This is a genomic window from Phormidesmis sp. 146-33 (assembly GCF_052939515.1).
This window is the reverse complement of the sequence record NZ_JBJPHU010000085.1, coordinates 1-24,653: the sequence shown is the minus strand read 5'-3', so window position 1 is coordinate 24,653 and position 24,653 is coordinate 1. Positions and strand designations below refer to the sequence as shown.

The 24,653-nt window shown below is 47.9% G+C and carries 22 protein-coding genes; 9 read left to right on the top strand and 13 right to left on the bottom strand.

Going from position 1 to position 24,653, the window contains the following annotated elements; genetic code table 11:
- Positions 1-28 precede the first annotated feature (28 nt).
- Entirely contained in the window at positions 29-487 is a 459-nt protein-coding gene (locus tag ACJ2PR_RS25675) for a cupin domain-containing protein (protein WP_446879081.1), read from the top strand.
- A 556-nt stretch (positions 488-1,043) separates the two neighbouring features.
- On the opposite strand, the gene ACJ2PR_RS25670 is transcribed toward ACJ2PR_RS25675, so the two are convergent.
- The 5 genes from ACJ2PR_RS25670 to ACJ2PR_RS25650 form a co-directional block, all read right to left on the bottom strand.
- Positions 1,044-2,099, bottom strand: coding sequence for a phosphatidylinositol-specific phospholipase C (locus ACJ2PR_RS25670; protein ID WP_446879080.1), 1,056 nt, complete (start codon positions 2,097-2,099; stop codon positions 1,044-1,046).
- A 94-nt stretch (positions 2,100-2,193) separates the two neighbouring features.
- Positions 2,194-3,363, bottom strand: coding sequence for a glycosyl hydrolase family 18 protein (locus tag ACJ2PR_RS25665; RefSeq protein ID WP_446879079.1), 1,170 nt, complete (start codon positions 3,361-3,363; stop codon positions 2,194-2,196).
- A gap of 113 nt (positions 3,364-3,476) precedes the next feature.
- Positions 3,477-3,884, bottom strand: coding sequence for a hypothetical protein (locus tag ACJ2PR_RS25660; RefSeq protein WP_446879078.1), 408 nt, complete (start codon positions 3,882-3,884; stop codon positions 3,477-3,479).
- A 38-nt stretch (positions 3,885-3,922) separates the two neighbouring features.
- Positions 3,923-4,177: a CAP domain-containing protein gene (locus ACJ2PR_RS25655; RefSeq protein ID WP_446879077.1), complete on the bottom strand. Its 255-nt coding sequence runs from the start codon at positions 4,175-4,177 to the stop codon at positions 3,923-3,925.
- A 162-nt stretch (positions 4,178-4,339) separates the two neighbouring features.
- Positions 4,340-5,608, bottom strand: coding sequence for a condensation domain-containing protein (locus tag ACJ2PR_RS25650; RefSeq protein ID WP_446879076.1), 1,269 nt, complete (start codon positions 5,606-5,608; stop codon positions 4,340-4,342).
- A gap of 239 nt (positions 5,609-5,847) precedes the next feature.
- On the opposite strand from ACJ2PR_RS25650, the gene ACJ2PR_RS25645 reads away from it, so the two are divergent.
- A complete protein-coding gene (locus ACJ2PR_RS25645; RefSeq protein ID WP_446879075.1) occupies positions 5,848-6,084 on the top strand; it encodes a hypothetical protein in 237 nt (78 codons plus the stop codon).
- A gap of 94 nt (positions 6,085-6,178) precedes the next feature.
- Here the strand turns inward: ACJ2PR_RS25645 and ACJ2PR_RS25640 are convergent, their stop codons facing one another.
- Both ACJ2PR_RS25640 and ACJ2PR_RS25635 read right to left on the bottom strand, forming a co-directional pair.
- Positions 6,179-6,757: a hypothetical protein gene (locus ACJ2PR_RS25640; protein ID WP_446879074.1), complete on the bottom strand. Its 579-nt coding sequence runs from the start codon at positions 6,755-6,757 to the stop codon at positions 6,179-6,181.
- A gap of 99 nt (positions 6,758-6,856) precedes the next feature.
- Positions 6,857-7,573, bottom strand: coding sequence for a hypothetical protein (locus ACJ2PR_RS25635; RefSeq protein WP_446879073.1), 717 nt, complete (start codon positions 7,571-7,573; stop codon positions 6,857-6,859).
- 811 nt (positions 7,574-8,384) lie between these two features.
- Between ACJ2PR_RS25635 and ACJ2PR_RS25630 the strand changes: the two genes are divergently transcribed.
- The 6 genes from ACJ2PR_RS25630 (at position 8,385) to ACJ2PR_RS25605 (ending at position 18,544) form a co-directional block, all read left to right on the top strand.
- Positions 8,385-9,665, top strand: coding sequence for a phthiocerol/phthiodiolone dimycocerosyl transferase family protein (locus ACJ2PR_RS25630; protein ID WP_446879072.1), 1,281 nt, complete (start codon positions 8,385-8,387; stop codon positions 9,663-9,665).
- A 485-nt stretch (positions 9,666-10,150) separates the two neighbouring features.
- Positions 10,151-10,672 carry a hypothetical protein gene (locus tag ACJ2PR_RS25625; protein WP_446862202.1) on the top strand — a complete coding sequence of 174 codons (522 nt, stop codon included), beginning with the start codon at positions 10,151-10,153 and terminating at the stop codon, positions 10,670-10,672.
- Between the two features lie 737 nt (positions 10,673-11,409).
- Positions 11,410-12,444 carry a filamentous hemagglutinin N-terminal domain-containing protein gene (locus ACJ2PR_RS25620; RefSeq protein WP_446879071.1) on the top strand — a complete coding sequence of 345 codons (1,035 nt, stop codon included), beginning with the start codon at positions 11,410-11,412 and terminating at the stop codon, positions 12,442-12,444.
- A 391-nt stretch (positions 12,445-12,835) separates the two neighbouring features.
- Positions 12,836-15,601, top strand: coding sequence for a two-partner secretion domain-containing protein (locus ACJ2PR_RS25615; protein ID WP_446879070.1), 2,766 nt, complete (start codon positions 12,836-12,838; stop codon positions 15,599-15,601).
- 57 nt (positions 15,602-15,658) lie between these two features.
- Entirely contained in the window at positions 15,659-18,118 is a 2,460-nt protein-coding gene (locus ACJ2PR_RS25610; protein ID WP_446879069.1) for a two-partner secretion domain-containing protein, read from the top strand.
- 138 nt (positions 18,119-18,256) lie between these two features.
- A complete protein-coding gene (locus ACJ2PR_RS25605; protein ID WP_446879068.1) occupies positions 18,257-18,544 on the top strand; it encodes a hypothetical protein in 288 nt (95 codons plus the stop codon).
- Here ACJ2PR_RS25605 and ACJ2PR_RS25600 read toward each other — a convergent pair.
- From ACJ2PR_RS25600 to ACJ2PR_RS25590, 3 genes are all read right to left on the bottom strand, one after another.
- Positions 18,534-18,929 carry a nuclear transport factor 2 family protein gene (locus ACJ2PR_RS25600; RefSeq protein WP_446879067.1) on the bottom strand — a complete coding sequence of 132 codons (396 nt, stop codon included), beginning with the start codon at positions 18,927-18,929 and terminating at the stop codon, positions 18,534-18,536. The two genes, ACJ2PR_RS25605 and ACJ2PR_RS25600, sit on opposite strands and share 11 nt — an antisense overlap.
- 553 nt (positions 18,930-19,482) lie before the next feature.
- A complete protein-coding gene (locus tag ACJ2PR_RS25595) occupies positions 19,483-20,046 on the bottom strand; it encodes a MarR family winged helix-turn-helix transcriptional regulator (protein WP_446879066.1) in 564 nt (187 codons plus the stop codon).
- Positions 20,046-20,396 (bottom strand): nuclear transport factor 2 family protein, encoded by a 351-nt coding sequence (locus ACJ2PR_RS25590; RefSeq protein WP_446879065.1) that lies wholly within the window; start codon positions 20,394-20,396, stop codon positions 20,046-20,048. Before ACJ2PR_RS25590 ends, ACJ2PR_RS25595 begins: the two co-directional genes overlap by 1 nt.
- Between ACJ2PR_RS25590 and ACJ2PR_RS25585 the strand changes: the two genes are divergently transcribed.
- Positions 20,395-20,544: a hypothetical protein gene (locus ACJ2PR_RS25585; RefSeq protein ID WP_446879088.1), complete on the top strand. Its 150-nt coding sequence runs from the start codon at positions 20,395-20,397 to the stop codon at positions 20,542-20,544. The genes ACJ2PR_RS25590 and ACJ2PR_RS25585 overlap by 2 nt on opposite strands.
- Positions 20,545-20,770: 226 nt before the next feature.
- Here the strand turns inward: ACJ2PR_RS25585 and ACJ2PR_RS25580 are convergent, their stop codons facing one another.
- The 3 genes from ACJ2PR_RS25580 to ACJ2PR_RS25570 form a co-directional block, all read right to left on the bottom strand.
- Complete coding sequence (locus ACJ2PR_RS25580; RefSeq protein WP_446879064.1) at positions 20,771-21,958, bottom strand: nitric oxide synthase oxygenase; 1,188 nt, start codon at positions 21,956-21,958, stop codon at positions 20,771-20,773.
- A 5-nt stretch (positions 21,959-21,963) separates the two neighbouring features.
- Positions 21,964-23,475, bottom strand: a complete 1,512-nt coding sequence (locus ACJ2PR_RS25575) for a NarK family nitrate/nitrite MFS transporter (RefSeq protein WP_446879063.1) — start codon at positions 23,473-23,475, stop codon at positions 21,964-21,966.
- 448 nt (positions 23,476-23,923) lie between these two features.
- On the bottom strand, positions 23,924-24,424 hold the full coding sequence (locus ACJ2PR_RS25570; protein WP_446879062.1) for a hypothetical protein: 501 nt from the start codon (positions 24,422-24,424) through the stop codon (positions 23,924-23,926).
- Between the last annotated feature and the right edge of the window lie 229 nt (positions 24,425-24,653).

The following is a 24,653-nucleotide window of genomic DNA, read 5'->3' as shown; positions in this document are numbered from 1 at the left end:
CTCGTTCATGCTCAAAGGAGAAACCGCGATGAACATTGCCACGAAAAAGTGCGTCATTCCATTATTCAGAACACCGACTGAGTATCAGGCTTATCGCATTAGTCCAAAGGCAACGAATCGATTAGCGATCGTATTTGATCCGCTGATCAGCCATCTATCTTTGACCTACTGCATAGAGATTTTTGATGTGGGTGGAAAAACGCCCCCCAATCGGCATCAAACAGCCGTGGAAATGTTTTTTGTTCTCAAGGGAGAAGGCAGAGTCACCTGCGACGGCAAGACGGTGGACATTCGCTCTGGAGACAGTATTCTGGTGCCGCCGACTGGAACTCATATGATTGAAAATCAAGGGGTGGGTCGTCTCTATACGCTGACCATTATGGTTCCCAACGAAGAGTTTGCAGAACTGATTCGGAGCGGCAGCCCGGTTGCCCTGGATGAGGAAGACATGGCTGTATTGCAGCGATCAGAGGCGCGCTTCGGATGACCGCAATTTACGCAGACACTCAAACTACACAACTGCGGCAATGAAGTCTTTGAGTAAGATCGCTTTCAAAAAATCCACCTGTAAATAATCCGGTGATTGGCAATGAGTCGAGGTATGAAAGGCTCTGCGTCTCGTCAAGAAGTATGATTTATCGCCGGAAATTTACAGGTGGGATTTCGTAGGGTGGATTAGCGTTAGCGTAACCCACTATTGTTAAGTCATTCGGAGGGGAATTAGATAGCGCTTAATGCACCATTTACGAAAGCGGCGATCGAACCGCTATTACAAAGAAGAGGTCAGTTTTGTCCTCCGATTAAATGCAACTGTAATACTAAGGTATTGGCAATAAACAGCGTTAATGCATGCGACAGCAAAGCTGCAAAATTGCACAAACTTCGGCACCCTATTTTCACTGAACCTCAACGCCCCATTTGCATGAAAATACGCAGAAGCGGAGCCTGTGGCTCATCGTCCTCAAAAAATCCGCCTGTAAATATTGGCGATGAATCGGGTTTTCTTGTTATACCTTCAGCTCGGCGGAAAGTGCATAACACCTTTAGCGAAAGTTAACTCCGATAATCCGGTCAACCATGTCAGTTTTATCATCGTCGTCCGGAAAATCTGTCACGATTGTGCCAAGTCGAACGTTAGAAAGAGACTTATCCTCAACGTAAGCAGATACGCTATCATTGATTCGACCAGCGACGGCATTAGGGTATGCCCCAATAGAAGCGCCACTTGTAAAATTGATGTACCAATGATCTTGGCTTTTGTCCTTTTGTGCCTCATCAAGTAGATCTTTGATTCTGTTCCATTTCTCCCTGACATCAAACAGACCTGCTATCACCACAATTGATTCAACCTTGTATTGGTCTTGCACCTTTATTAAACGAACTTTCTCGTTTTTAATCTCGAATGTTGTGTTATCTGGCCAAGCTGAGGCATCTATGCCTTTAGTCCCAGTACGATTGGGTCTTTCATCTAATCCAAAACGTCGCAGCAAAACAATTTTTCCACGAACATCCTTGAGATTAGGAATAGTATCACCCAAATACCAAAACTCCTTGCTGACACCTTGTAGATACGAATCAAAAGTAGCCTCGTATGTGCGTGTAACACCCTCTCCCTCTGTGTGTTCATTTTTCACAGACATCACAATACATTCGCTTTGATTTGCAGTTAGAAAAGCTGTGCATTCCTTGAGGACATCATCAAAATTTAAGCGTAGGTAAACTCGATCGTGATGTATGGCAAAGGCATTTTCAATGTGTCTGCACCGGATATCAAGAAACCTGATTCCAGCGTTTAACTGCTGTTCCAATGTTAAGCGCTGAGTTCTAGTTATAGGAGTTGCTAGTTCTCCAGGTTTTAAGGTGTATGTACAACTGTCGTGTGTGCCGGGAATGGTCAGTTCTGAAAGTTTCTTGCTATCTGGGATGCTTGCCAACCAATTGTGAGGCAACCAGTCTTCTTCTAAGCCTGGTATTTCTGGTCTTGAGTTTGGGTCATCCAAAATCTTTTTAATCGCGCGATGCAACGGAAAGTTGGTAGCCATGATTTTTTCTTCGTGAACTAGGATTGTAGTGATCAACAAAACATCAAATTGAACCAATGTTGTGAGCAACTGATTTCGAGCTATAACAGCTTGAATGGAACAGTCTCCAATTGCTCAAGATTGAGTCTGTACAGGCGCAGCAGAACGATCGTTAAAACTTGTCTAAATCGACTGCCCAGACCATTGCACCTCCCAACTCTTTTTCAATCAAATAACTGACTTTATAACCGAGTGATTTCTCATCGTCATAAGTCACCCAGAGTCCAGTCTTAGTGCTGTAGGCGTAGGGAGTTAAAGTAGGTTCGTCCCACCTCAGTACGTCGAGTTCGCCACTATCAATTTTCTCAAGGATTTCAAAGTAAGAGAGGATACCAGGGGTGAGTGTTGCTGGTCCTGCGGGTCCCGGTCCACTAAAGGGTTGTCCGAAGCCATCAGCAGGGTTTTCAACAACATAACTCCGTCCGTAGGTAGGCAACCCCAGCACAATCTTTTCTGAGGGAATATCCGCCTTCAGGTAAGACTCCACTGTATCTTTGATGTCAAAAATACCATCGGGTACGGAATCCTCCAGGAGGGGAGCGTTGGCTCCTGTTCCTACTGTGTTGGGATCGTCAAAAGCCCCATGATAGTCATAGGACATGACGTTGAACCAATCTAAATATTCACCGCACTCTCGCATCCATTGAAAGAATGAATCGCCCGTTTTGCTGCCTTTGGGTACCGCAGAAGAAGCGATCGTGATCAGAAAACCTTGCCCAGCAGTTTGACGGAACTCTTGCAGCAGTTTTAGGTAATTGTCATAATCGGCATCTTGACCCCCTCGTTTAGAGTCGCCGGGATATTCCCAGTCGAGGTCAATCCCGTCAAAGCCGTGCTTTTTGGCATAGTCAATCGCAGATTTAATAAACTGCGTCCTGCCACCCGCATCGGCTGCCATTTTGCTGAATAGTTGGCAGGTATAGGGCCCGTAGGGATATTCGGTTCCGGCTGACTCAGGCGTATCATCGCAAGTGTTAAAACTCCAGCCACCAATTGAAAGTAGCGTTTTGAGACTAGGGTTTTTCTGCTTCAAAGCCTGCAACGCTGGATACAGCACTTTTTCGTCGTTCCACTCCACGGGCTGAACGGTGTAGTCTCCGGTATAGCGTTGTTCTCCGGTTCGCTCTGGTGCTGGATCGATGCTCCAACTGACAAAGCCGAGCATCCCAAAGGCAAAGTTAATGTGTGTAAATAGCGAGGGATCAATTTGCTCAGGTAAGAATTTCCCTTCTTTGCGGTACTGTGCCCAGTTGCTGAAGTAAGTAATGAATTTGTAAGCCATTTTGGTCTTTCTCCTTGTTTCCGATGAAACTATGGTTGGCAAGGATTAAGTGGGTGCGTTTGGAATGTGATCATGCAGGAATTTTGCATGTCTTTTTCGATCGACTGAAATTGTCATTTGGCTAGAGCGGCTGTAGTCACTGCATCTGAACCAAAATACTGCTGAAGGTACTGCTCAACTTCTTTCAGTAGGTTCTCATCCTCTTCGGTGGCAGGGCTTACCTTAAATTCGCTTACAGCGATCAAGCTATCTTTGTAAGCGCTGACTGCGCGGAAAAGCGCTTTAGCAGCATGGTCACTACCCCCAAAGTCAGGCATAATCGCAACATTGGTTGATTCAAGTTCTGAGTAAGAACAGCCCAGAGACTTAGCCTCTTCAACAAATTCTTGAGCCGCTTCTTCAGTGCTAAAAGATAGCGAAATCCTCTGGAATGATGCAACGAGAGCCGTGGTTTTGAAGGTACTGAGGGACATTAGAGCGATCGCAATTACAGGATCGCCATTCGCAATGTGGATGATCATTTGAAATTCTTCCTACTTTCAAAAGTGATGACAATTAACTATGCGGGGCGACCAAAAACCTGAGTCCAGAACCGATTGGCATAACCAACGCCAAGATGCTGATATTGAGGAGCGAGGAGGTTTGCTCGATGTCCAGGAGAATTCATCCAAGAAGACATCACCTGCTCAGGAGTTTGCTGTCCCTTGGCAATATTTTCTGCAACTCCACTCCAGTTGTAGCCAGCCTTACGAACTCGCTCTCCCAACGGAGGTTGCCCCGGCAGTTGGTGACTCAATTGGTTGAACTTCACCATCCGTAAAGATTTCGACTGTCATGATAGAGTCTCCGTAATTAGGTTTAGTAGTATTGAACGAAAGCTGGAAACTATGGTTGGTAAGGATTAAGTGGGTGCATTTGGAATGTGATTATGCAGGAATTTTGCAGGGGACTTGATTGCAAGCTGAATAATTCGAGGCTATTCCACTGCCTGTTCTAAATGCTTCACGCCTTTGGATAACAAGGCAGTCGCCGCACGCTCGCTTCCATCCCTTCGAGAGATAGAGACCAGCGTGAGGGCGAGACGATTGGCTCCGCCAAGTTCCGAAGGATCGCCCAAGGTTGCGACACCAAGGGTCAACCCTTCGTCCATACCGGGCATGGCAACCGGAGCATAGAGCGCTGCAATCCGAATATTGCCGTACTGTTGAGCGATATCAACGCGACCCAGATTGCTGACTGTTAGATGAGAGGGATATTGCGATTGCATCTCTGCCATAAAAGCAGCGGCATCGGTAAGATGCGATATCGTAGGCTGTCGAAGTTTGCGTTCCTTGGTCAGTTGCTGGGCAATGTCGATTTGAGAAAGTTGAGACTTGAGCGATCGCGCAATCTCCCAAAACTCAGAACCTGTCTGAAGGGAATGAGAGGTCACACAAAAGCAGAAGTAAAGCCTAACGCCATCGGGCATCGGTAAAGATAACCGCGATCCTTCGGAGCTTCGCAGAGCGAATCGCACATTCACTGGATGGAGACATCGAATTGGATTGGCAACTTGCGGGGCGAGTGCAAGCAAAAATGCAGCACTGATCGCACCATGAACTGTTGTCTGTTCGGTTCGACTGCGCTCAATTAGTTGCTGGGTGAGGTCAGTCGAGAGGACAACGGGGCGAATGTGGGGGCGAGAACAACGAGACTGGGGTGGAACATAATCCGTCGGCTTCGGGATTCTGTCTGGGTAGGGTTCGCTACCCGGAAGCGCGGATTCGAGCGAGACTGCCGCAGATAGGTCTGATCGTTCAAATCGTTTGCCCTCCATCCCTTGAATAATATCTCGCATCAGATAGATAGCCGACAGTCCATCCGCGATCGTATGATGGCAAACCAAGATTAAGTCTGATTCAGTCTCCGATTGCAGCAGCACAACCCGGATTAGAGGTGCAGTCTGCCAATCTAGTGAGTGAGATAGTTCGCCTGCGACTTCTTGTTGCCACTGCTGATCATCAGTTCTCGCAACCTGTCGAATCGGAACTTCGGCATCGGCTTCAACAAATTTGGGATATCCCATTGTGTCGGTTTCGATGCGAACTCGAAGCAACGGGTGACGCTGCTGAACTTGCCTGAGCGCTACCCTAAGTTGATTGACGCTGAATTGTCCCTCCAATTTGGCAACGGTGGCAAAATCCAGCGGATGAAACTGGTTATAGAGCCAATATAAATGTTCAAAGGCACCTAACTCTCTTTCCATTACTATGCTTCTTCCGGTTAATAGATCTGTCGCAACAAGAACTAGTGATCTCAGAGCATAGATGCCTCTACCTAGTCAGGTATAACAGACAGCCTATGAGACAACCTCGGAACTTGTTCGGGCGACCTTCGCCTCAATACAACAGGGGTTTTACGTTAGATTTTCTGCACGAATCAGCTTCAGCAAGAATTCCAACCATTCCTCTGCATTCATCGCTGCCATATTGTCGAAATAGTAAGGTGAGCAATGGTGCAATTTCTGCTGTAATCCAAATGGTGATAGCTGCGCGATCAGGCAGATCGCTAAAAGACCGAGAAACGCCAATTCATAAGCCTGCTGAATCTCTAGGCAACCAGAATCAGTTCTTCAATTCGAGTTGGATTAGAGGCATTGCAGGAGCAAAGCCAGATGCTGGACGCAGCGTGTTAATGAAATCATCGTTCGCTCGATCGCTCAGAGTACTTAAGCGTAACTAAGGTTGATGAAGGGAATGCTCAATTGCTAAAACACCCTTTATCAGACCTGAAGAAACACTACATTGCCAAAAGAGAGTCAATAGAAGAACCCGCATCATTTGAGATCTCTGGAGAAGCCTGTCACGATGCTAGAGCGGGACATCTTAACGTCTGCGGCTCCGGACTGGACATCGAGCCGAATGGTGATTGAATTCAGCAGTTCATTGAGCTTATACTGCACCCCATAGGGAGTCGGAATCGGTTGTGTGAGTAGAGCCGTGACGAGATTTTTGTTGAGGATTTCCCAGAAGTCCTTTTCATTGGGATAGTTGACAATAAAGTTCTTGATAAAGTTACTAATCGGCACAAAGTCAGGATATTTGCTCGGATCGGGAACGCCAATCCCATCAACGTAGTCATAGCTGACCTTAATATCGGCAATGGCTTTTCCTTGATGTTCGATCGGGTAGTTCTCGATCGTAAATGCCCATCCTTCTCGCAGCTTAGGTTGAGTTTTTGTTTGAGGGTTCGGTTTAGAGAGTTGTGCAGGCAATTGTGCAGGCAATTGTGCTGATGCCATAAAAATGGTCATGACTGTCAACAAGAGAAAAGCTACCGCAACTCCTTTCAACCCGTTCAAAGTTCGACCAGAATTAGACAGGCTTTGGAACCACTTCATTCGTTTATTTTTCATAGAATTGAGTCCTTAGGTGACGATCGCATTTTTTGAGAATTTGGCGCGAATCAGAGTGAGTTCGCGCCATGCTATCTGGAGTGCTATTTCCGCAGTAATTTACAGATCAGCAAATGCCGAAACAGGCTGAGTTTGGCTGAACCGACTGACGTTTGTATCGAGGACGTTACCTCGGTTATACCCATAGCCAAACGAACCTCTGCTGCCTTGTTCCTGCAAGAATCGAGCACTCGATAAACCCATTGAGCCATTTACAGTAATAGGCTCCAATGTTGCTTGAGAAGACTGGAGAAGTGGGTCGTAAGGATCTCCTGTGGACGACTGAGCCAAATTACTCCGATTTCTAGGACATAAACCCATCCCGTCATCGTACACCTCCGTCTTAGGAGAGCCTGTCACGATACTAGAACGAGGAATATTAATCCCTGCTGATCCTGACTCAACATCAATCCTAACGGTCAACGAATCCACTAGCTCATTGAGTTTATACTCCACTCCATAGGGCGTTGGAATCGGTTGTGTGAGCAGAGATGTCACGAGATTCTTGTTGAGAATTTCCCAGAAATCCGTTTCATTAGGATAGTTAACGAGGAAGTTCTGGATGAAGTTGTTGATGGGGACAAAATCAGGATACTCCAGTGGATCGGGGACACCGATTCCATTCACATAGTCATAGCTGACCTCGATATCAATAACGGCGTTTCCTTGGTGTTCGATCGCATAATCATCAATCTTGAATGACCAACCTTCTTGTAAATCAATCAAATTTGCGGATTGAGCAGTCGGTGTAGACAGTGGTGCTAAGGATGATTTCATTTATCTCCTGAATCAATTTTTCTCTACTTGATTCAGTGGGTTCGTTTAGCAATCAGTTATGCACTACATAAACAATGGGTTAACAGCATCTATCCAGCTAATTAACTCTGCGTCAATGATCAGATCTAAAAAATCCACGTCCACCAATGATCTACTCTCAATAGACGTATTCAAAAATTAAATTAAGCAGAAAAAGATAGTAGAACGGAATTTTTACCGCTCACCATCGAATGAACATCTGATACGGCATCTCAAAATCTTCCGGGCTGCCAAAGAGGTTGTGCGATTGAGAAAAGATAATTATTCAGAGGTGAACAAGCGCCATTTGTGGGCTAGTTCGACTGCGATTAGGTGCGATTGAACTGCCCGTTTAAGCAGTAGAAAAACTGGAGGTGATGCTGATGTAAGCCCTCAATCTTGATAGTTCATTGCTGATAGAAACTGCCGCAAACCCGCAAGATTGCGCTCGGCAACTATCCTGGTGAGATCGTCCTCAAAGCTACGATCAGTAACGCTTGTAAATTTCTGGAAAGGTCTTGTTCTGTTGACATTGTAGATTTTCTTCGTGCTAAAGAGTGCATGTGTTACTGCTCTAGTGGGTGTTGCGGTAGATCAGTTATGCAATGCCCGCGTTTAGCGCTCTGCACAACTCCGAAGAAACCGCAAGTTCAAACAATTCTCCTGAATCAGTTCCGAATCCTTGAAAAGATAGAAATTTACGCAATGCCTGCATAAATCCTACATGGAAGCACCCACCTATTGAACAGTGGGAACATCAACTAGCCTCGCCGTCTTTTATTAGGAGTCTTTCATGGAACGGTATTTAGGTGCGTTTGAACATTGGTTTTGGCTCTGGGATCAGACCCATCCCTTGCAGTTTGCGATCGTCGCGAAACTCCAGGGGCAGTTTAGTCCAAACCAACTCGCGATCGCACTTCAGCAGGTTCAGCACCGCCATCCGATGCTTCGAGTCTGCATCGCCACGGATGAGATCGGACGACCGAAGTTTGTCGAAACTGATGGCGAAATTCTGGTGCGGTGGGTTGCAAGAACCGATGATCAGCACTGGCAACGAGAACTCGAACTGGAGATGACTCATTCCCTTGATTGGCAGATTGCTCCGCTGCTGCGAATGGTGCTACTCCAAGCGGGAAACAGCTCTGAACTCATCATTGTCTGTCATCACTCGATCGCAGATGCAACGTCCAGCATTTACCTGCTGCGAGATATTGTGCAAGCACTAGAAGGCAAAACTTTTGAGCCGTTTGACTTGTCTACATCATTGTCGTTGGAAGAAGCGTTTCCTCAGCTTGCACCTGCTCCAGAAGTTACGGGTGAGGCTGTTCATTATTCAACCGCTATTTCTCGTCGTCCCCAACCCCATGTTTGCAGTGCGATGCTCTCTGCCGAACTAACGCAGCAACTGATTGAGCGCAGTCGAGTCGAGCAGACAACCGTACACGCCGCAATTAGTGCAGCGTTCTTGCTTGCCTTGACGCAACAACCCTTTCGATCCAGTGATCCAGTGCAATGTGTGCATCCAGTGAATGTGCGATCGCACCTCTCCTTGTCGATGCCCGACGCGGTTGGGCTTTACGTCAATAGTTGTATGACGACTCATTCCCTTGAGCCAAATGCTGCATTTTGGGATGTGGCGCGATCGGTCAAATCCCAGCTTTTGCAGACCGATATTGCTGAACAACTGGTCGAGAATTCCCAAACTCGGCAAGCAACAATGGCAAACCTACCGGACACCACTGCGTTCGCTGAGATACTGAAGCAACTTACGTTTCAACTGGTGGTGACAAATCTGGGTCTAATTAAGATCCCACAACAGTACGACAAGATTCGGATTGAAGCACTTTATGCCCCCGCTGTTTTGTCCGGCAACGCTCCAGAACGAGTCGTGGGAGTTTCAACCTTGGGCGATCGCATTTCCCTGACGATTGTGTTTGCACCCCCTACTGATGTCGATCGTGCCGAGAGCGATCGTGCTGTCACTAACTTTCTAGCAGAAGGCGTGAAGCATGTAGAGGATGCAGTACTGGCTCAATCTAATATCAAGAAGGCTCAGTTGTCCTTGAATGAATAGATTGCTGAATTCATCATCCTTCCCCTCCATGGCATGGAGCTTGAGCGATCGGTTGAATGGATTGGGAAAAAATAAGGATCTCGAAAATCTGGCTTCGGGGGATGTCTTTGCAACAGTCTATCATTGCTCAAACAATCTTTTATTCCTGAATGATTTTTGCATAAGTTGCTGTTCTAGCTACCCACTAATAACATAGATCGAACCAACAGTTCCTTCGTTCATATCCACAGACAAAGGTATTCCACCATGTTGAGAAACTTAAAGACCCCTCTGAAAAGTATTACTGTTTTGTCTTTTATGCTTTTGGCTGCTCCTTTTATCAAACCTGATGCTGCACTGGCGGGTGGTTTTGCAGGCTCATGTGTAGGTGTAAAGCTTCCGAACCACTGCAGTCCTTCGCCCGAAGAAGTCCCGAATCCTCTAACCACTTCCACTTGATATGCTTGCAAGCGTGTTTTTTAGTAATTGTAATTGGATGTTTTGAAATGCGAATTCGTAATGCCTTTGCTACGTTAATGATTTGTATCTCATTGGCACTGACTGTTGCAATGAGTGTGAATGTACACAAAGCCTCAGCTCAATCTAGAGCAAATTGTCAAAGAGCGGCGACTGGCACGTATCTATATACGGCAAATGTTGGCAATTTGGGTTCGTTTCGCGGGGTAATCACGTTGACTCAAGATGGCAACATTTTTACCACTGCCTCAATTCAAGGTACTGGTGCTCCCCCCATTTCCCAACCCTTTGGCGATCAACAGGGCAGTTGGAAGTGTACCTCAGACAGAGAGACGATTTCCACAGTACTCAACTTCAATTACCCAACAGCGACATCACCTGGCTCAATTACCAGAGCTGATACCCGTGCAACGTTTGATCCAAAAGCCGGAACAATTCAAGGAGCAACCACAGGAAGAACGTTTGCTCTAACCGCAAATCCGCTTACAGAAGATGCCCCGATATCAGGGACATTCACCTTCAACGGGCAGCGTGTAGAACCTCGACAGTAAAAGACTACAGGCAATCTAGAGATGTCTTGACCCCTACTATTGTTTGGATGCGAACCTGTTCTAAACATTTATTGAGGGCTTTTTAAAGAGCATTTTGTGCCGCGCGCGAAGCAAGTTTTCTTATTAATTGCCAGCCTGCTTAATCGTTTGTCTTTGAAACCCATAGCTTAAATAGAGTGCCATTTAGCAGAGAATTTCAGTGCTGAAGTTCTCTGCTAGTTTGAGTTCTACGAAAGTGGATAGTACTCTCCAGAGATCCAGGGCTAATCTATCCATAAAAGAAAAACGGCAATGGGAGAGTTGTTTCCGTCTTCTTATGTCATGAGCCTCATCGACCATCTTCAGCAAATGAAGCGATAGGCTTCGCCCAAACTTTCTAAAGCTGCGACTTCTCCAGATTGATCGCAAGCTTCGCCCGAACATTCGCCTTTTCTACTTAATTGTTCGCCTTTTGGTAGGTTGCTAAAGCCGTTTGCCAAGCCACGATCGACCCTGGTATATCTCCCACCCGATACGGCTCAATGCCCTGCTGAAGGAGATCGGCAGGTTGAGCGGTTCCTGCGGAGTTGCGCTCTGCGCTAATCGCGACATAATCCAGCCATAAGCAAACGGTAAAACCTGCGAGAAATAGCAGGAAGCGGCGAATAGAGGAAAGGCAATGTCGGCTTATCAGAGTTAGCTATGGTAAATTCTTAACCAGCATAGTAACAAACTGTGATGGCTGGAGAAATGTCTTTATGAGCACTCGATGGAAGTTCAGTCAGGGCTGGGCTGCTGGACAACAGGCAATTCTAGTAGGAACCCTGTTGCTTGGATTCTGTCAAAGCAGTTTGGCTCAGATTGTGCCAGATAATACACTGGGGAGCGAAAGTTCTACGGCTGCGCCTGATATCAATATCCAGGGAGTGATCAGCGGTAGCTCCGCTGTTGCCGAAGGCATTCGCATTGAGGGCGGTGCGATCCGAGGTGCCAATTTATTTCACAGTTTTTCACAATTTAATATCGAATCGGGACGCGGTGCTTATTTCGCAAATCCAGCCGGAATTCAAAATATTCTCTCTCGTGTCACCGGGGCAAATCGGTCTGAAATTTTAGGACGGTTAGGCGTGTTGGGCGATGCGAATCTGTTCTTGATCAATCCCAACGGCATTATTTCTGGAGCGGATTCTAGCCTGGATGTCAGGGGATCGTTTTTAGCCACTACCGCGAATGCCGTGCGACTGGGAGATACTGGATTATTTAGTGCGTCGCAACCGACCACAAGTAATTTACTCAGCGTTAGTCCCTCCGCATTCTGGTTTAACGCCGTTGCAGCTTCACCGATCGTGAATCGATCGCAAGCACCGAGCTTGATTAATCAGCTTAATTCAAATGGCGGTTCTCCAGGACTACAGGTGTCAGGTGGTCGAACTCTAGCGCTAGTAGGTGGAGATGTGCTGCTAGAAGGAGGGAACCTGACCGCAGCCGGGGGGAAGATTGAGCTTGGCAGTGTGGCAGGAGTAGGTCAAGTGAGTCTAAGTCAAAGCGAAAACAGTCTTATTCTGGGGTATGACGCAATTAATAATTTTGGCAACATCAAGCTATCAAACGGAGCGTTTGTAGATGCGAGTGGATTAGGGGGCGGTAGCGTTCAGATTCGCGGGGCGCAGTTAGAGATGATGCAAAGCTCGAATATCCGGGCTGACACCTTGGGGGCAGAAAATGGCAAACAGGTAGGTATTGGTACGCACATCAGAGGTTGTTCTAGGTGGGGGGTCGGCGCTGAATGCTGATGTGATAGGAACGGGAACGGGAGGAGACGTAAGAATTGAAACGGGGCGGTTGTTGGTACAGGATGGAGCAGGGGTATCAGCTACTACTTACGGTATGGGCAAGAGCAACAACTTGCTGATTACCACCACCACCACCAGGTGGAAGATTGATCGATATCCCCACTGTTGCATCCGTCGCATCTATCGACTATCTTCGTCTTAGCATCCACGGTGTTCTCTACCGTATCTCCCACACGGTTGAAAATATTAGCTTTTGCAGGTGCAACTACCCCGATCGAAAGCAAGACTGCTAGAGGGATTAGAAACATTTTTTGCATGATGATTCCTTCGTTTACTAGTCACACGATATCGTACTAGTCACATTTTCACAAGGAGTTGGGGAGGTGATTCTATGCTGATCAAAAGCTGGTTTAGTCAATGCTGGCAGTGGAAAATTGGAAGACGGATTGCATTCGTCGGGACACTGCTCGTTGGAATCAGTCAAAGTAGCTTGGCGCAAATTGTGCCAGATAACACGCTGGGGAGCGAAAGTTCTACGGTTGCGCCTGATGTGAATATTCGGGGAGTGATTAGCGATCGTATTGAGGGTGGCGCGATTCGAGGCGCAAATTTATTTCACAGTTTTTCACAATTCAATATTGGATCGGGACGCGGTGCTTATTTCGCAAATCCAGCCGGAATTCAAAACATCCTCTCTCGTGTCACGGGGTCAAATCGGTCTGAAATTTTAGGACGGTTGGGCGTGTTGGGCGATGCGAATCTGTTCTTGATCAATCCCAACGGCATTATTTTTGGACAGAATTCCAGCCTAGATGTCAGGGGATCGTTTTTAGCCACCACCGCAAATGCAGTTCGATTAGGCGATTCGGGGCTATTTAGCGCCTCACAACCGTCTGAAAGTAACTTACTCAGCATCAGTCCCTCGGCGTTTTGGTTTAATGCAGTTGCGGCTCAACCGATCGTGAATCGATCTCAAGCGCCTAGCCTGATGGATCAGCCGAATTCAGCAGGTCTTGACCCAGGACTCCAGGTACAAACGGGTCGGACTTTAGCGCTGGTGGGAGGGGAAGTGCTGCTAGAGGGAGGACGACTGACCGCAGCACAAGGACGCATTGAGCTTGGCAGTGTGGCGAGAGTGGGGCAAGTCAGTTTGACTCAGAGTAGGAACGGCTTTGTGCTGGGCTATGACTCGATAAGTAATTTTGGCAACATTGGGCTATTTAATAGAGCGTTTGTGGATGCCAGTGGAGCAGGCGGCGGTGATATTCAGATTCGCGGGGCACGATTAGACGTGGCACAAGGCTCGAATATTTGGGCTGATACCTTCGGAACACAAAATGGCGGAGCGCTACTGATCCGTACAGCAGAAACGTTTCTGAGTGGAGATTCAGTGATTAGCGCTGATGTGACTGCCACCGGAACCGGAGGAAATTTAACAATCGACACCGGGCGCTTGAGCCTGCAAGATGGTGGACAAATATCAGTCAGCACTTCTGCTGATGGCAATAGCGGCAGCCTTGAGATTACTGCGGATGTGATCGAATTGATTGACCCTCCCATTAGTCAGAAGAGCACTGGTTTGCTGATTCAAACTGCTGGGAGTGGCAATGCTGGGGATTTGAGAATTGATACCGGGCGACTGCTGATGCGCGATGGAGCGTTGATCGTGCTCGGAACTGGAGGTGCAGGCAAGGGGGGGCGTTTGCAAATTACAGCGGCTGAGTCCATCGAGATCCTCGGTGGCAGTCGCTTGAATGCTCAGAGTCTTGGCAGTGGAGATGCACAAGATGCGACGATCAGCACAAGGCGTTTGAGTGTGCGCGATGGATCGCAGGTCTCTGTTAGTACTTTCCGTGGAGGCAAGGGCGGACGCTTGCAGATTAATGCGACTGAGTTGATCGAATTGAGTGGCGCTACCGCCAGTCGTCAGACGGTCAGTGGCTTGTTTGCTCAAAGTGAAGCCCGTGGAAATGGAGATGCAGGAGATTTGACGATTAACACTGGGCGCTTGATCCTACAAGGTGGGGCACAGGTATCCGTTGGGACTAGAGGTGCAGGCAAAGGTGGCAACTTGCAGATTAATGCGACTGACTCAGTTGAGGTGATCGGACGTTCAGCCGATGAACGATTTAGCAGTAGCTTACTCGCTCAGAGTGACGGGATTGGGGAAGCAGGAAACTTGAGAATTAACACCGGGCGCTTAATTGTGCGCGATGGGGCGCGGGTATCTGTCGGGACTTTCGGCGCAGGTAAGGGCGGCAACTTGGAGATTAAGGCTGAGTCAGTCGAGCTAATCGGTCGCCCAGGCGATAGTCAGAGAATCAGTGGCTTGTTAGCTGAGAGTGCAAGCAGTGGAAATGCCGGAAATTTGACGATCAACGCCGCGCGCTTGCTGGTGCGCGATCGAGCAAACATCTCCAGCCGCAGCACCGGAACAGGCACAGCAGGCGATATCGACATCATCACTCGCGATACTCTCCAAGCTAATAATGGCAGGATTAGAACTGATTCGACTCAATCTAGGGGCGGTGCTATCAATGTTCGGGCTGGTAAAGTTCGCCTATTCGATAACAGTGATATTACGACCAATGTCAACTCTGGTGTAGAAAACGGGGGCAATATTGTTCTGAAAGCTGGCTCCATCCTCGCGTTCGGGGATAGTGATATCCTGGCTTTTTCTCAGGATGGCAGAGGTGGAAATATCACCCTCGACACGAGAGCCTTTTTCAGCGAGAACTATCGTCCTGCGCCTCCTGGCACGAATCTTCTGACTCTCAATAACAACGATCGAGTCGATATCAACGCAACGGGGGTGGTCAGTGGAATTATCACCATCCCCGATGTCAGCTTTATCCAAAATAGTCTGACTGAACTTCCCGATACTCAAATCAATACGGACACCTTGCTAGCAACTAGCTGCATTGTGCGTCGCAATCAACCCACACAAGGCAGCTTCACGATCACGGGAACAGGCGGTTTACCGCAACGCCCTAGAGAGGCACAGGCATCCAGTTTTCCAACGGTTGAGATCGAAACTCTGCCTGAGCGCGAACCGACTTCCTATCGAGTTTGGCAAAAAGGAGACGCGATCGTTGAACCTCAAGGCGTTTATCGACTGCCAAACGGCAAACTCGTGTTGAGCCGAAACTGTCTTTAAGATGCGATGCGCAGATTCTAGTCACTCATTTTCATAACGAGTTGGGGAGGCGATTCTATGGTCATCAAAAGCTGGTTTAGTCAATGCTGGCAGTGGAAAATTGGAAGACGGATTGCATTCGTCGGGACACTGCTCGTTGGAATCAGTCAAAGTAGCTTGGCGCAAATTGTGCCAGATAACACGCTGGGGAGCGAAAGTTCTACGGTTGCGCCTGATGTGAATATTCGGGGAGTGATTAGCGGTAGCTCCGCTGTTGCCGAAGGCATTCGTATTGAAGGCGGTGCAATTCGAGGGGGCAACTTATTTCACAGTTTCTCACAATTCAATATTGAATCAGGACGCGGCGCTTACTTTGCCAATCCAATCGGAATTCAAAACATCCTTTCGCGTGTAACGGGGGCAAATCGCTCTGAAATTTTAGGACGATTAGGCGTGCTAGGTGATGCGAACCTGTTCTTGATTAATCCCAACGGCATTGTCTTTGGAGCAGATTCGAGCCTGGATGTCAGGGGATCGTTTCTAGCCACCACCGCCAATGCAGTTCGATTAGGCGATGCGGGATTATTTAGTGCCTCACAACCGACTGAGAGTAACTTACTGAGTGTCAGTCCCTCGGCATTTTGGTTTAATGCGGTTGCGGCTCAACCGATCGTCAATCGATCTCGATCTCAAAGCTCATTTAATCAGCCAAACTCACTGGATCAGGCTCCCGGACTTCAGGTACGACCGAATCGCACCCTAGCGCTGATCGGGGGAGATGTTCAACTAGACGGAGGACGACTAACCACCGCTGGAGGGCAAATTGAGCTTGGGAGTGTCGCTGGTGCAGGGAGTATGAGCTTAACACAAAGCAATTCTCGCTTTCTACTTGGGTATGATGCGATACAAAATTTTGGTACGATCGCGCTCTCCAACGAAGCATTCATCGATGCTAGCGGCGAAGGCAGTGGGGATATTCAAATTCGAGGAGCGCGGTTAGATATGACACAAGGCTCCAAGATTCGATCCGACACATTGGGCGCACAGAATGGTGGGGAAATGCGGATACGCACATCAGAAACAACCCTGAGAGAGGGATCGTTTCTGGCATCTGAGGTGAGCTTTTTTGGAACGGGAACCGGAGGAACCATCACGATCGACACAGAGCGCTTGCTGATGAGCGGAGGAGGACAGATATCAACGCTTACTTACGCGATTGCTCGCGGTACAGGAAAAGGAGGTAACTTGCAGATTAGTGCTTCTGAGTTGATCGAAGTGGGCGAATCTTCTGTCACCGATCCGAATGCCCTCTTATTATCTGCGACTGTATTTGCCGCAGATGCGGGAGACATAAGGATCAATACAAAGCGTTTGATTGTGCGTGATGGCTCACTGATCGTTACAAGTGCTAACGGTGAGGGCAAGGGTGGCAACTTGCAGATTAACGCTTCTGAATCCGTCGAGGTTGTTGGAGAGTCAACGTCTAGCTTCAGTCGCTTGTCTACTGAGGGTTTCATTGGAGACGCAGGAGATTTGAGGATTAATACGGGGCGCTTGGTTGTGCGTGATGGGGCAAGAGTATCAGCTAGTACTTTATTCACAGGCAAGGGTGGCAACTTGCAGATTAACGCTTCTGAATCCGTCGAAGTGAGCGGTCGATCAGCCTTTTATGGAGATGGCAGTATCTTGGAAGCTAGAAGTGATGGAGCTATAAGTGGTGGAGGTATCGGGGATGCCGGAACCTTAAAGGTTGACACGGGGCGCTTAGTTGTGCGAGACGGAGCGGTGATTTCTAGTTCTAGCTCTGGCAATGGAAGGGCTGGTAATGTCGATATTACAGCCCGCATTGGGCTACAAGCTATTAATGGCACGATCGAGACGCGCTCTAGTCGTTCTGCTGGCGGGACGATTACCATCAATGCTGGAACGATTCAACTGTTTCGCAACTCTGATATTCGCTCTGATGTCGCCTCTGGTGCAGATAACGGCGGAGATATCACGCTCACTGCGAACTCAATCGTCGCATTCAATGACAGCGACATTCTCGCCTTCGCTCGCAGTGGCAGAGGTGGAAATATTACGCTCAATACGCCCGCCTTTTTCGGTGAGAATTATCGTCCTGCTCCTGCTGGAACAAATCTCAATACGCTCGATAACAATCATCAAGTTGATGTCAATGCAACGGGTGCTGTGAGTGGAATCATCACTATCCCTGATGTCAGCTTCATCCAAAACAGCCTGACTGAACTTCCCGACACTCAAATCAATACAGACACCCTCTTAGCAACTAGCTGCATTGTCCGTCGGAATCAAGCGACTCAAGGGAGCTTCACCATCACCGGAAGCGGGGGCTTGCCACAGCGTCCTGGGGAGGCTCAAGCGTCGAGCTTTCCGATCGTCGATGTCGAAACACTACCGGTGGATGGCAAACCCACCAGTTCCAATCGTCCCTGGCGAAAAGGCGATCCGATTGTCGAATCTCAAGGCGTTTACTGGCTTCCAAGCGGGAAGCTGATCCTGAGCCGAAACTGTCCCTAGATTCAATGGATTCAATACCGCAGATATCGCGCTTGCGAGAGCCGAAGGCAACGCGGCTCCAACGCGCTACTACAACACCCTTAAACCAACGTCGTTTAGAAGAAGCCTTACTTACAACTCGACCCACTAATTGAGCAAGTGAATGCCGAGTTAGTCGCAGGCAGCACGCTACGCAATATCTTACGAGTCGATCTGAGAGAAGCACCTGCATTTCGGGGTGCGATCGAAAACAATCAATCCTCCAGTCTCGGTTCAATTCAAGGCAATCTAGAAGTCAGTCAAAGTAATCTGCCGGGATTGGGCGATAGCGTTTCTTTGCACCAACCTGAGTGCTACACCTCAGCAGAGCGTAGAATGGTTTTGCTATGCGGCTTAATGGATAAAGTCGAGCTTAAGAATGTAACTGCCTTCCCAATTACTCATTAGGAGTTTTCGTCTTTTGAATCTTCTCTTGGATGGTTTCGGTTTCGCCAATTTCATAAAGACTAATCAAACCATTCTCGATGGTGAAGATTTGCTCAATTGTTGTATCCACGAGCAAATTGCCTTGCAAATCTCTGACGACCTGATGAACGGTAACAACATTTCGATTGTGTTCATCCGTCTCGAATTTTAAGGTTTCAAGCTGCACTTGAATCACCTTATATTGATTCGTCCAGTATTCGCGCACTGCGTCGCGTCCATAAACGAAACCGCCTTCCACCCCGTTCGCCCATTTCACATCCGGGTGCATCACCGAGATGATGGTTTCCAGATCGCCTTTGTTGAAGGCTTCGTATAAATTTTGCAGAAACTGCTGATTTGAACTCATGATTGTTTACCATTCAATACAAATGTCATTGAAATAAGAAAGCAGCCTAATACCAAATTCACTAGTTACTGATACAGATCCTCGCCCCCTAAATCCCCCATTTTGGGGGACTTTGAAACGGCTTCCCTGATGGGGTTTTTTCAAATCTGAGAGATAGAAATCGGTTAATTAACTGATTTTTTATGAGTATCATTTGTTGGTTGATTTGGTATAACAAGCTGATGACCCTTGACATCGACTTTGCCGGACTCACGATCGTTAACCTGAAGCACTTCCACGTAAGGATCGAACTCAGCCCACTGATGCGTCCAGTAAGCACGGATGTCTTGTTTTCCGACGACTCGACCGCCTTCCGAAGCCTTTGGTCAACTGACGTTCTCACTCATCAGAACGTGCTATCAATGTCTTGCCAATTAAACGCAGAGTAAGCCTGAGCCATCAATGTTTGTGTATTCATGATTCTCCTTTGAGTGAGGTAAGTGTATTATACACATATTTTGAGAGATGCCTCTGGCAAGTTCCAAAATTCATCATTTCAAACCTTGCGCCTCGACTACACGTTGCCCCCAGGGGTCTTGTTAAACCCGTCGGCAAGCATTCGCAGCAACCGGACGAGTTGGTCGAAATCATCGCGAGACCAACCCTGGAATAGCGTCAAAGCGATTCGTTCGCGCGCTTCATCTATGGCATCTGTCGCAATCTTGCCCTTCCGCGTGATCACCGCTTCCCGAATTCGTCGATCCGCAGAGTTAATCTGACGGCTTACCAAACCGAGTTCTTCTAGCCGTGCAACTTGCCGACTAAGGGTCGTGTAGTCACGCCCCACGCGCCCCGCAAGGTTCACCACGCCGATCGGGCCCAACTTGGCAATCAGCACAAGAGGCGTGAATAGGGCTGTTTCGAGGCTCAACCCTGCCATCTCAAGCATTGCTTGATCAAGTTCGGGACGATTCATTGCGCCAACGATATCCAGGAGGGAACGATGCAGCCCTGGGAAAGCCGACTTGATGTGTGTACTGCACACCTCCTCTAATGACATTCGATCGCTTCCCTCAGACATCATGGACACCCATAGATCAGCATCTGGAGAATGGTGGCAACAACTTTGCTGCCTCATCACAGTCTTTTAAGATCCATCCTCACTATAAGCTTATCCTTGATCTGGAACGTCATCTCAAATATGCCTCTTGAGATAACGGAACCGTCTAGCGCATAGACAACTTGGTCAATGCGAACCGCGCTTCTCTCTTCTGAGAGATCACTGATTGCGACGGGTTCATCGTGCGGGCGAGTTTTCGCCCACTTTTTGAGCCAGTACGCTCGGACTGCATCTTTGCCGTGCAGCCTGACATCATCTCCTGTCCAATCAACATCGTCGCTTAGGAGAGTGAGCAATTCGTTGGCATCCTGTCGATTGAACGCCGCGTAACCCTGCAATATTAAATCTTTATGCCTCGAATTCATCATGGCTCCGTTGCTTTTGCTCGTGTTTGGTTTACTGATCTGTAAGACCAAGAGCTATCATATCGAACATACCTCTGGGCATGGGCAGCACCACTTAGCCTCGTGGTTGCTCACCCTCAATCTCTTGGCGTTTCTCTTTCACACGGTTTGACATTTCGTAGACAATTCCTATTAGCAGATTCGTCAGAAGCGAGGGACACGCAAGGATTCTTTCAAGATATCCTCGCACTGACCAAGTACTGCTGGTTTGAAAGTTGGCAGCATCTGCTTGATTTCATGCTCTCTGACTCCCCGCCTGCTCAAACGGCTGATTCCTCGTAGTTTTTGAATTTGGAATTGCTGGGAATCGCTGCACAAAAGATAAATTTCTATACCCATCAATGCGAAAAAGGACATTGATGTTGCTGGCTCGAAGTCTGAACTGTCCAAGGCGCAGCCTGTGGAAAGAAGTTCGGTTTGAGGCAAACATCGTTCATGTCTTGATGGAAGACTTCTAAGCTAGACGCAGACATCGGCGGCACAATTCTGCCCCAATCCGCAGGCACAATCCGATCCGCCTCTGCTTCTCTCTGACAGTGTTGCATAAACTGAGCCGATGCCGTATGGTGATCGACGATCGACACCCCAGAGATGCTAAACGAATGCAAAACTGCACGATTCAATTCCAGTAATGCTCGATCTTTCCACAGTGAGAGCTTTGATCGCGTATTTATTCCCAATCGCTCTGCGATCACGGGCAAAAGATTGTACCGCTGTACATCGCCAAAGTTACGCGCCGCGATTTCAGCGCTCATATACCAACCGCTGAAGGGAGCACAGGGATAGGAGATGCCGCCAATTTCCAAGCGCCAATCCGATACTGCTGGAAGCGCGTGCCATTTCAGTTCGAGTTCTGCAAACCAGTCATAGTCAGGATGCAGGATGGGAACTTCCATAACCGCTGCTTTGGGTAATTCAAACCACTGCGGGTTTTGTCCCGGCATCTGAATAATCAACGGCAGAATATCAAAGCGAGTCCCTTGTCCCTGCCAACCCAAATGCCGACAAATTTCGGTCAGTTCGATTTGAGCCGGATCACCTACGATCGTGCCATCGGCGTTGCGATAGCCAGCATAGCGAATTAACTGCGAATTCCAAATGCGAATGCCTGCTTGCTCCGGTTGGCTGGGCGCAAAAACACTGATTGTGGATTGAATATTACCGCCGTTTGTGGAGAGTTGAAGGTGTTCAACGATCGCCTCAAAGATTTCTGTTGCAGTTGTGAGATGCCGCAAATCTCGCACATTGAGAGCTTGCCAAAAAATGCGCCCAATGCAGCGTGAACTATTGCGCCAAGCGACTTTTGCACCATAGTTCAATTCTGCTTCGGTCTGCCAGTACGTGCGCGATCGCCGATAATCTGCGTATATCTCTGCAAGTCGTTCTTGCAACTGTGATTCTGGCAGCGATCGCTCTTGATGCAGCAATCGTAGATAGTCGATCGCTTCGAGCAACAGAGTCGGCAGCGATTCTGCCAATTCAAGCTGTTCCCGTTTGGTGAACTGAAGTGAATCACGAAGTTCCATCAGAATTAGGAATTTTTAGATAAAGGGGCAAGCGCTTCAACCGATGGCGCAACAGAACGCTGAGGTTCTTGTAGAAAAAACGCGCACAAGCTGGCACAAATCAAAGCGATTACACCCATGCTGTAAAACAAGGTTTGAGCATTGCTCAGGCTATAGATCAGCAAATAAATCACTCCTCCGACATTGCCATAAGCGCCTACACTACCCGCAATTTGCCCGGTGACAGACTTGCGAATCAGTGGCACAATGCCAAAGGTTGCACCTGCGCCAGCTTGCACAAAATAAGCACAGAACATGGTGATCGTGATCGCAGCCATAAGATTTGAGCGAGCATCGAGTCTGCCCATCAGTAGATATCCAATGCCAATGCCGATCGTTACGCCCGTCATCGTCCATTTGCGACTGCCAGAACGATCGCTAATCAATCCACCACTTGGACGAGAGACTAAATTTAGCACTGGATAAGCGGTAGCGACCATGCTGGCAACGACGGCATTTAACCCAAAGGTGTGTTCAAACCAGGTTGGTAGAACTGATAAAACCGCAATTTGAGAGCCAAAGTTAGTGAAGTAAGTCAAGTTCAAAAGCGCAATCTGCCGCACCTGATAGCGTTGTTCAGGCGGATAGGGCTGAGTCGATCGTAGAAAGTTTGCACTCAAAGGATTGAGCGATCCCACAACCTCGCGATTGACTTGCCAAGCTTTGTAAAATTGAACGATGTACAGCAGCCCTAACAAAATCCAGATTAGCTCGACTTGTACAATCGTCAAGAAATGAACATTGCTTTGAGCCAGTGGGTAAGTCAGCAGCCCTAGCGAAACCAGTAAGCCCAAATCCAACAATGTCATTGCCCAAAAACTTCGCTGGCTCGTGACTTCTAATCCGCCATGTCGCTTGGGACGCTGGTAAACTTCGCCAGGAGGCGTGTCTTGAGTGCAGCGAAAGTAAATTCCGCCATAGATCGCAGTGATGATCCCAACCAACACGATCGCCATGCGCCAGTTAAGCGTTCCTCCAGTTATGTAAGCACTGACGATCGCTAAAACAGGTAACCCAAATACAGCCGCCGCCGCACCAAAGTTTCCCCAACCGCCGTAAATGCCTTGCGCTAAACCAATTTCTTTTGGCGGAAACCACTCGGCAACCATGCGAACACCAGCCACGAATCCGGCTCCGAGAATGCTATTTACTAGACTCGCCCAAACGAGTTGGTTAAAATCGCGAGCAGTCGCAGTCAGTAGACAAGGCACGATCGCAAAGATCAGCAATCCTGAAAAGGTGAATCGAGGGCCATAGCGATCGAGTACCATGCCAATTCCAATCCGAGCGGGAATCGTTAAGGCTAAGTTGCAAATGGCTAGGACTTTCAATTGTGGCGCGGTGAGCGAGAGTTCGCGCTGAATTGTGGTAGCAAACGGCGCAAAGTCAAACCAAACTAAGAATGAGAGAAAAAAAGCAAGCCAGGTAAGGTGGAGAATGCGATAGCGGTCTTGAAACGAAAATAGATGCTGAAGCATCGGTAGCTCCTTAGAACGAGTTGTTCGATCGCAATTAGGCGATTCGATCGTTTAAGTTGTGAAGTCTGGGAGTGGGCAGATGGATGTTCAACAACTAGAAATGTTTGTCACAAAGTACACCGCTACTTGCCTATTCATCTAGTGGGTTTGGCAATGCGTTGGTTATGCAAGAGACTTGTTGGGTAACAGGACAAAAAACCCTCGAAACTCAGTCCAAGTGGGCGTTTCAGTGATTCTCGCCAGAAATTCTTGAATCCTGCTCTGAGTAAGCGTTCCAGCGATTTTTCTTGCTATTTCCCAACGGGTCTAAGAATTGCTCAATTCAGGTGACGCGAATGTTCGAGCGAAACTTGCGGTTCCTTCGGAGTTGCGCCTTGCGCTAGTCGCAGTTCTCTTTAGTAGACCATAGAAATTGACAGCGACCAACTTCGACACGATTTCTCCTTTGCTAGAATGATAAAATGTTCGACCAGCCAACGACGAAGAGAAAGATCAAGTTGAGCGTCCAAAACAAAAGGAGTAGCCAGAGTAGACTGTGAACGATACGCTTGCTGCTCCTTTGAGCGCCCATTTCTAGCACTTGGCGACCTTGCCAGAGTTGCCAGAGCCGAAACACTGTATAAAGCGTTCCGATAATCACAAGTAGACTGCGAGAGAAAAATTGACTACAAATCTGCTCGGTTAAAATTTGAACCACCAGTACTAAAAGGTAAAATCCAAAAACGGTTCGTCTTTCTGGGGAACGCCACCCAGTAGCAAAAGCAAAGCTGGGGAGGAGAAGTCCAACTGCGATCGCAATCTGAATCCAAACTCGTACAAAGTTCTTTTCTGCCTGACTGTAGTTGGGTTGTGATTGAATAGGCAGGATATTGGCTCCAATCAACCAACCGCTCAACAGTATTAGCAGTGTTGCACTAAAGATAAACAAAAAGACAGTTTTCCAGGTCATAAGAATTACAGTGTGTTCAATGATGTCTACAACAAAGCAGCAATCTCGACCCAAATAGGGATGTTAGCCGTCAAACTTCAAGGTGTTAGTTCATTCGGAAGCAGACATTCAAAAAGTATTGTGACAGATGGAGGTCGCATGAGCCGTTTTACCACCAACATTCAGCAACAGCCACCACAGTGTTCTGCCTCGCGTCGAAATGTTCTCATTGTCGGAGGTGGACCCGCAG

Excerpts from the sequence above, each read along its gene's own strand:
- ACJ2PR_RS25570 (WP_446879062.1), bottom strand. The coding sequence starts at position 24,424 with ATGACCTGGAAAACTGTCTTTTTGTTTATCTTTAGTGCAACACTGCTA.
- ACJ2PR_RS25600 (WP_446879067.1), bottom strand. The coding sequence starts at position 18,929 with ATGAGTTCAAATCAGCAGTTTCTGCAAAATTTATACGAAGCCTTCAAC.
- ACJ2PR_RS25575 (WP_446879063.1), bottom strand. The coding sequence starts at position 23,475 with ATGCTTCAGCATCTATTTTCGTTTCAAGACCGCTATCGCATTCTCCAC.
- ACJ2PR_RS25635 (WP_446879073.1), bottom strand. The coding sequence starts at position 7,573 with ATGAAATCATCCTTAGCACCACTGTCTACACCGACTGCTCAATCCGCA.
- ACJ2PR_RS25620 (WP_446879071.1), top strand. The coding sequence starts at position 11,410 with ATGAGCACTCGATGGAAGTTCAGTCAGGGCTGGGCTGCTGGACAACAG.
- ACJ2PR_RS25595 (WP_446879066.1), bottom strand. The coding sequence starts at position 20,046 with ATGAGGCAGCAAAGTTGTTGCCACCATTCTCCAGATGCTGATCTATGG.
- ACJ2PR_RS25640 (WP_446879074.1), bottom strand. The coding sequence starts at position 6,757 with ATGAAAAATAAACGAATGAAGTGGTTCCAAAGCCTGTCTAATTCTGGT.
- ACJ2PR_RS25610 (WP_446879069.1), top strand. The coding sequence starts at position 15,659 with ATGGTCATCAAAAGCTGGTTTAGTCAATGCTGGCAGTGGAAAATTGGA.
- ACJ2PR_RS25590 (WP_446879065.1), bottom strand. The coding sequence starts at position 20,396 with ATGATGAATTCGAGGCATAAAGATTTAATATTGCAGGGTTACGCGGCG.
- ACJ2PR_RS25655 (WP_446879077.1), bottom strand. The coding sequence starts at position 4,177 with ATGGTGAAGTTCAACCAATTGAGTCACCAACTGCCGGGGCAACCTCCG.
- ACJ2PR_RS25650 (WP_446879076.1), bottom strand. The coding sequence starts at position 5,608 with ATGGAAAGAGAGTTAGGTGCCTTTGAACATTTATATTGGCTCTATAAC.
- ACJ2PR_RS25580 (WP_446879064.1), bottom strand. The coding sequence starts at position 21,958 with ATGGAACTTCGTGATTCACTTCAGTTCACCAAACGGGAACAGCTTGAA.
- ACJ2PR_RS25615 (WP_446879070.1), top strand. The coding sequence starts at position 12,836 with ATGCTGATCAAAAGCTGGTTTAGTCAATGCTGGCAGTGGAAAATTGGA.
- ACJ2PR_RS25660 (WP_446879078.1), bottom strand. The coding sequence starts at position 3,884 with ATGATCATCCACATTGCGAATGGCGATCCTGTAATTGCGATCGCTCTA.
- ACJ2PR_RS25630 (WP_446879072.1), top strand. The coding sequence starts at position 8,385 with ATGGAACGGTATTTAGGTGCGTTTGAACATTGGTTTTGGCTCTGGGAT.
- ACJ2PR_RS25625 (WP_446862202.1), top strand. The coding sequence starts at position 10,151 with ATGCGAATTCGTAATGCCTTTGCTACGTTAATGATTTGTATCTCATTG.
- ACJ2PR_RS25585 (WP_446879088.1), top strand. The coding sequence starts at position 20,395 with ATGGCTCCGTTGCTTTTGCTCGTGTTTGGTTTACTGATCTGTAAGACC.
- ACJ2PR_RS25665 (WP_446879079.1), bottom strand. The coding sequence starts at position 3,363 with ATGGCTTACAAATTCATTACTTACTTCAGCAACTGGGCACAGTACCGC.
- ACJ2PR_RS25675 (WP_446879081.1), top strand. The coding sequence starts at position 29 with ATGAACATTGCCACGAAAAAGTGCGTCATTCCATTATTCAGAACACCG.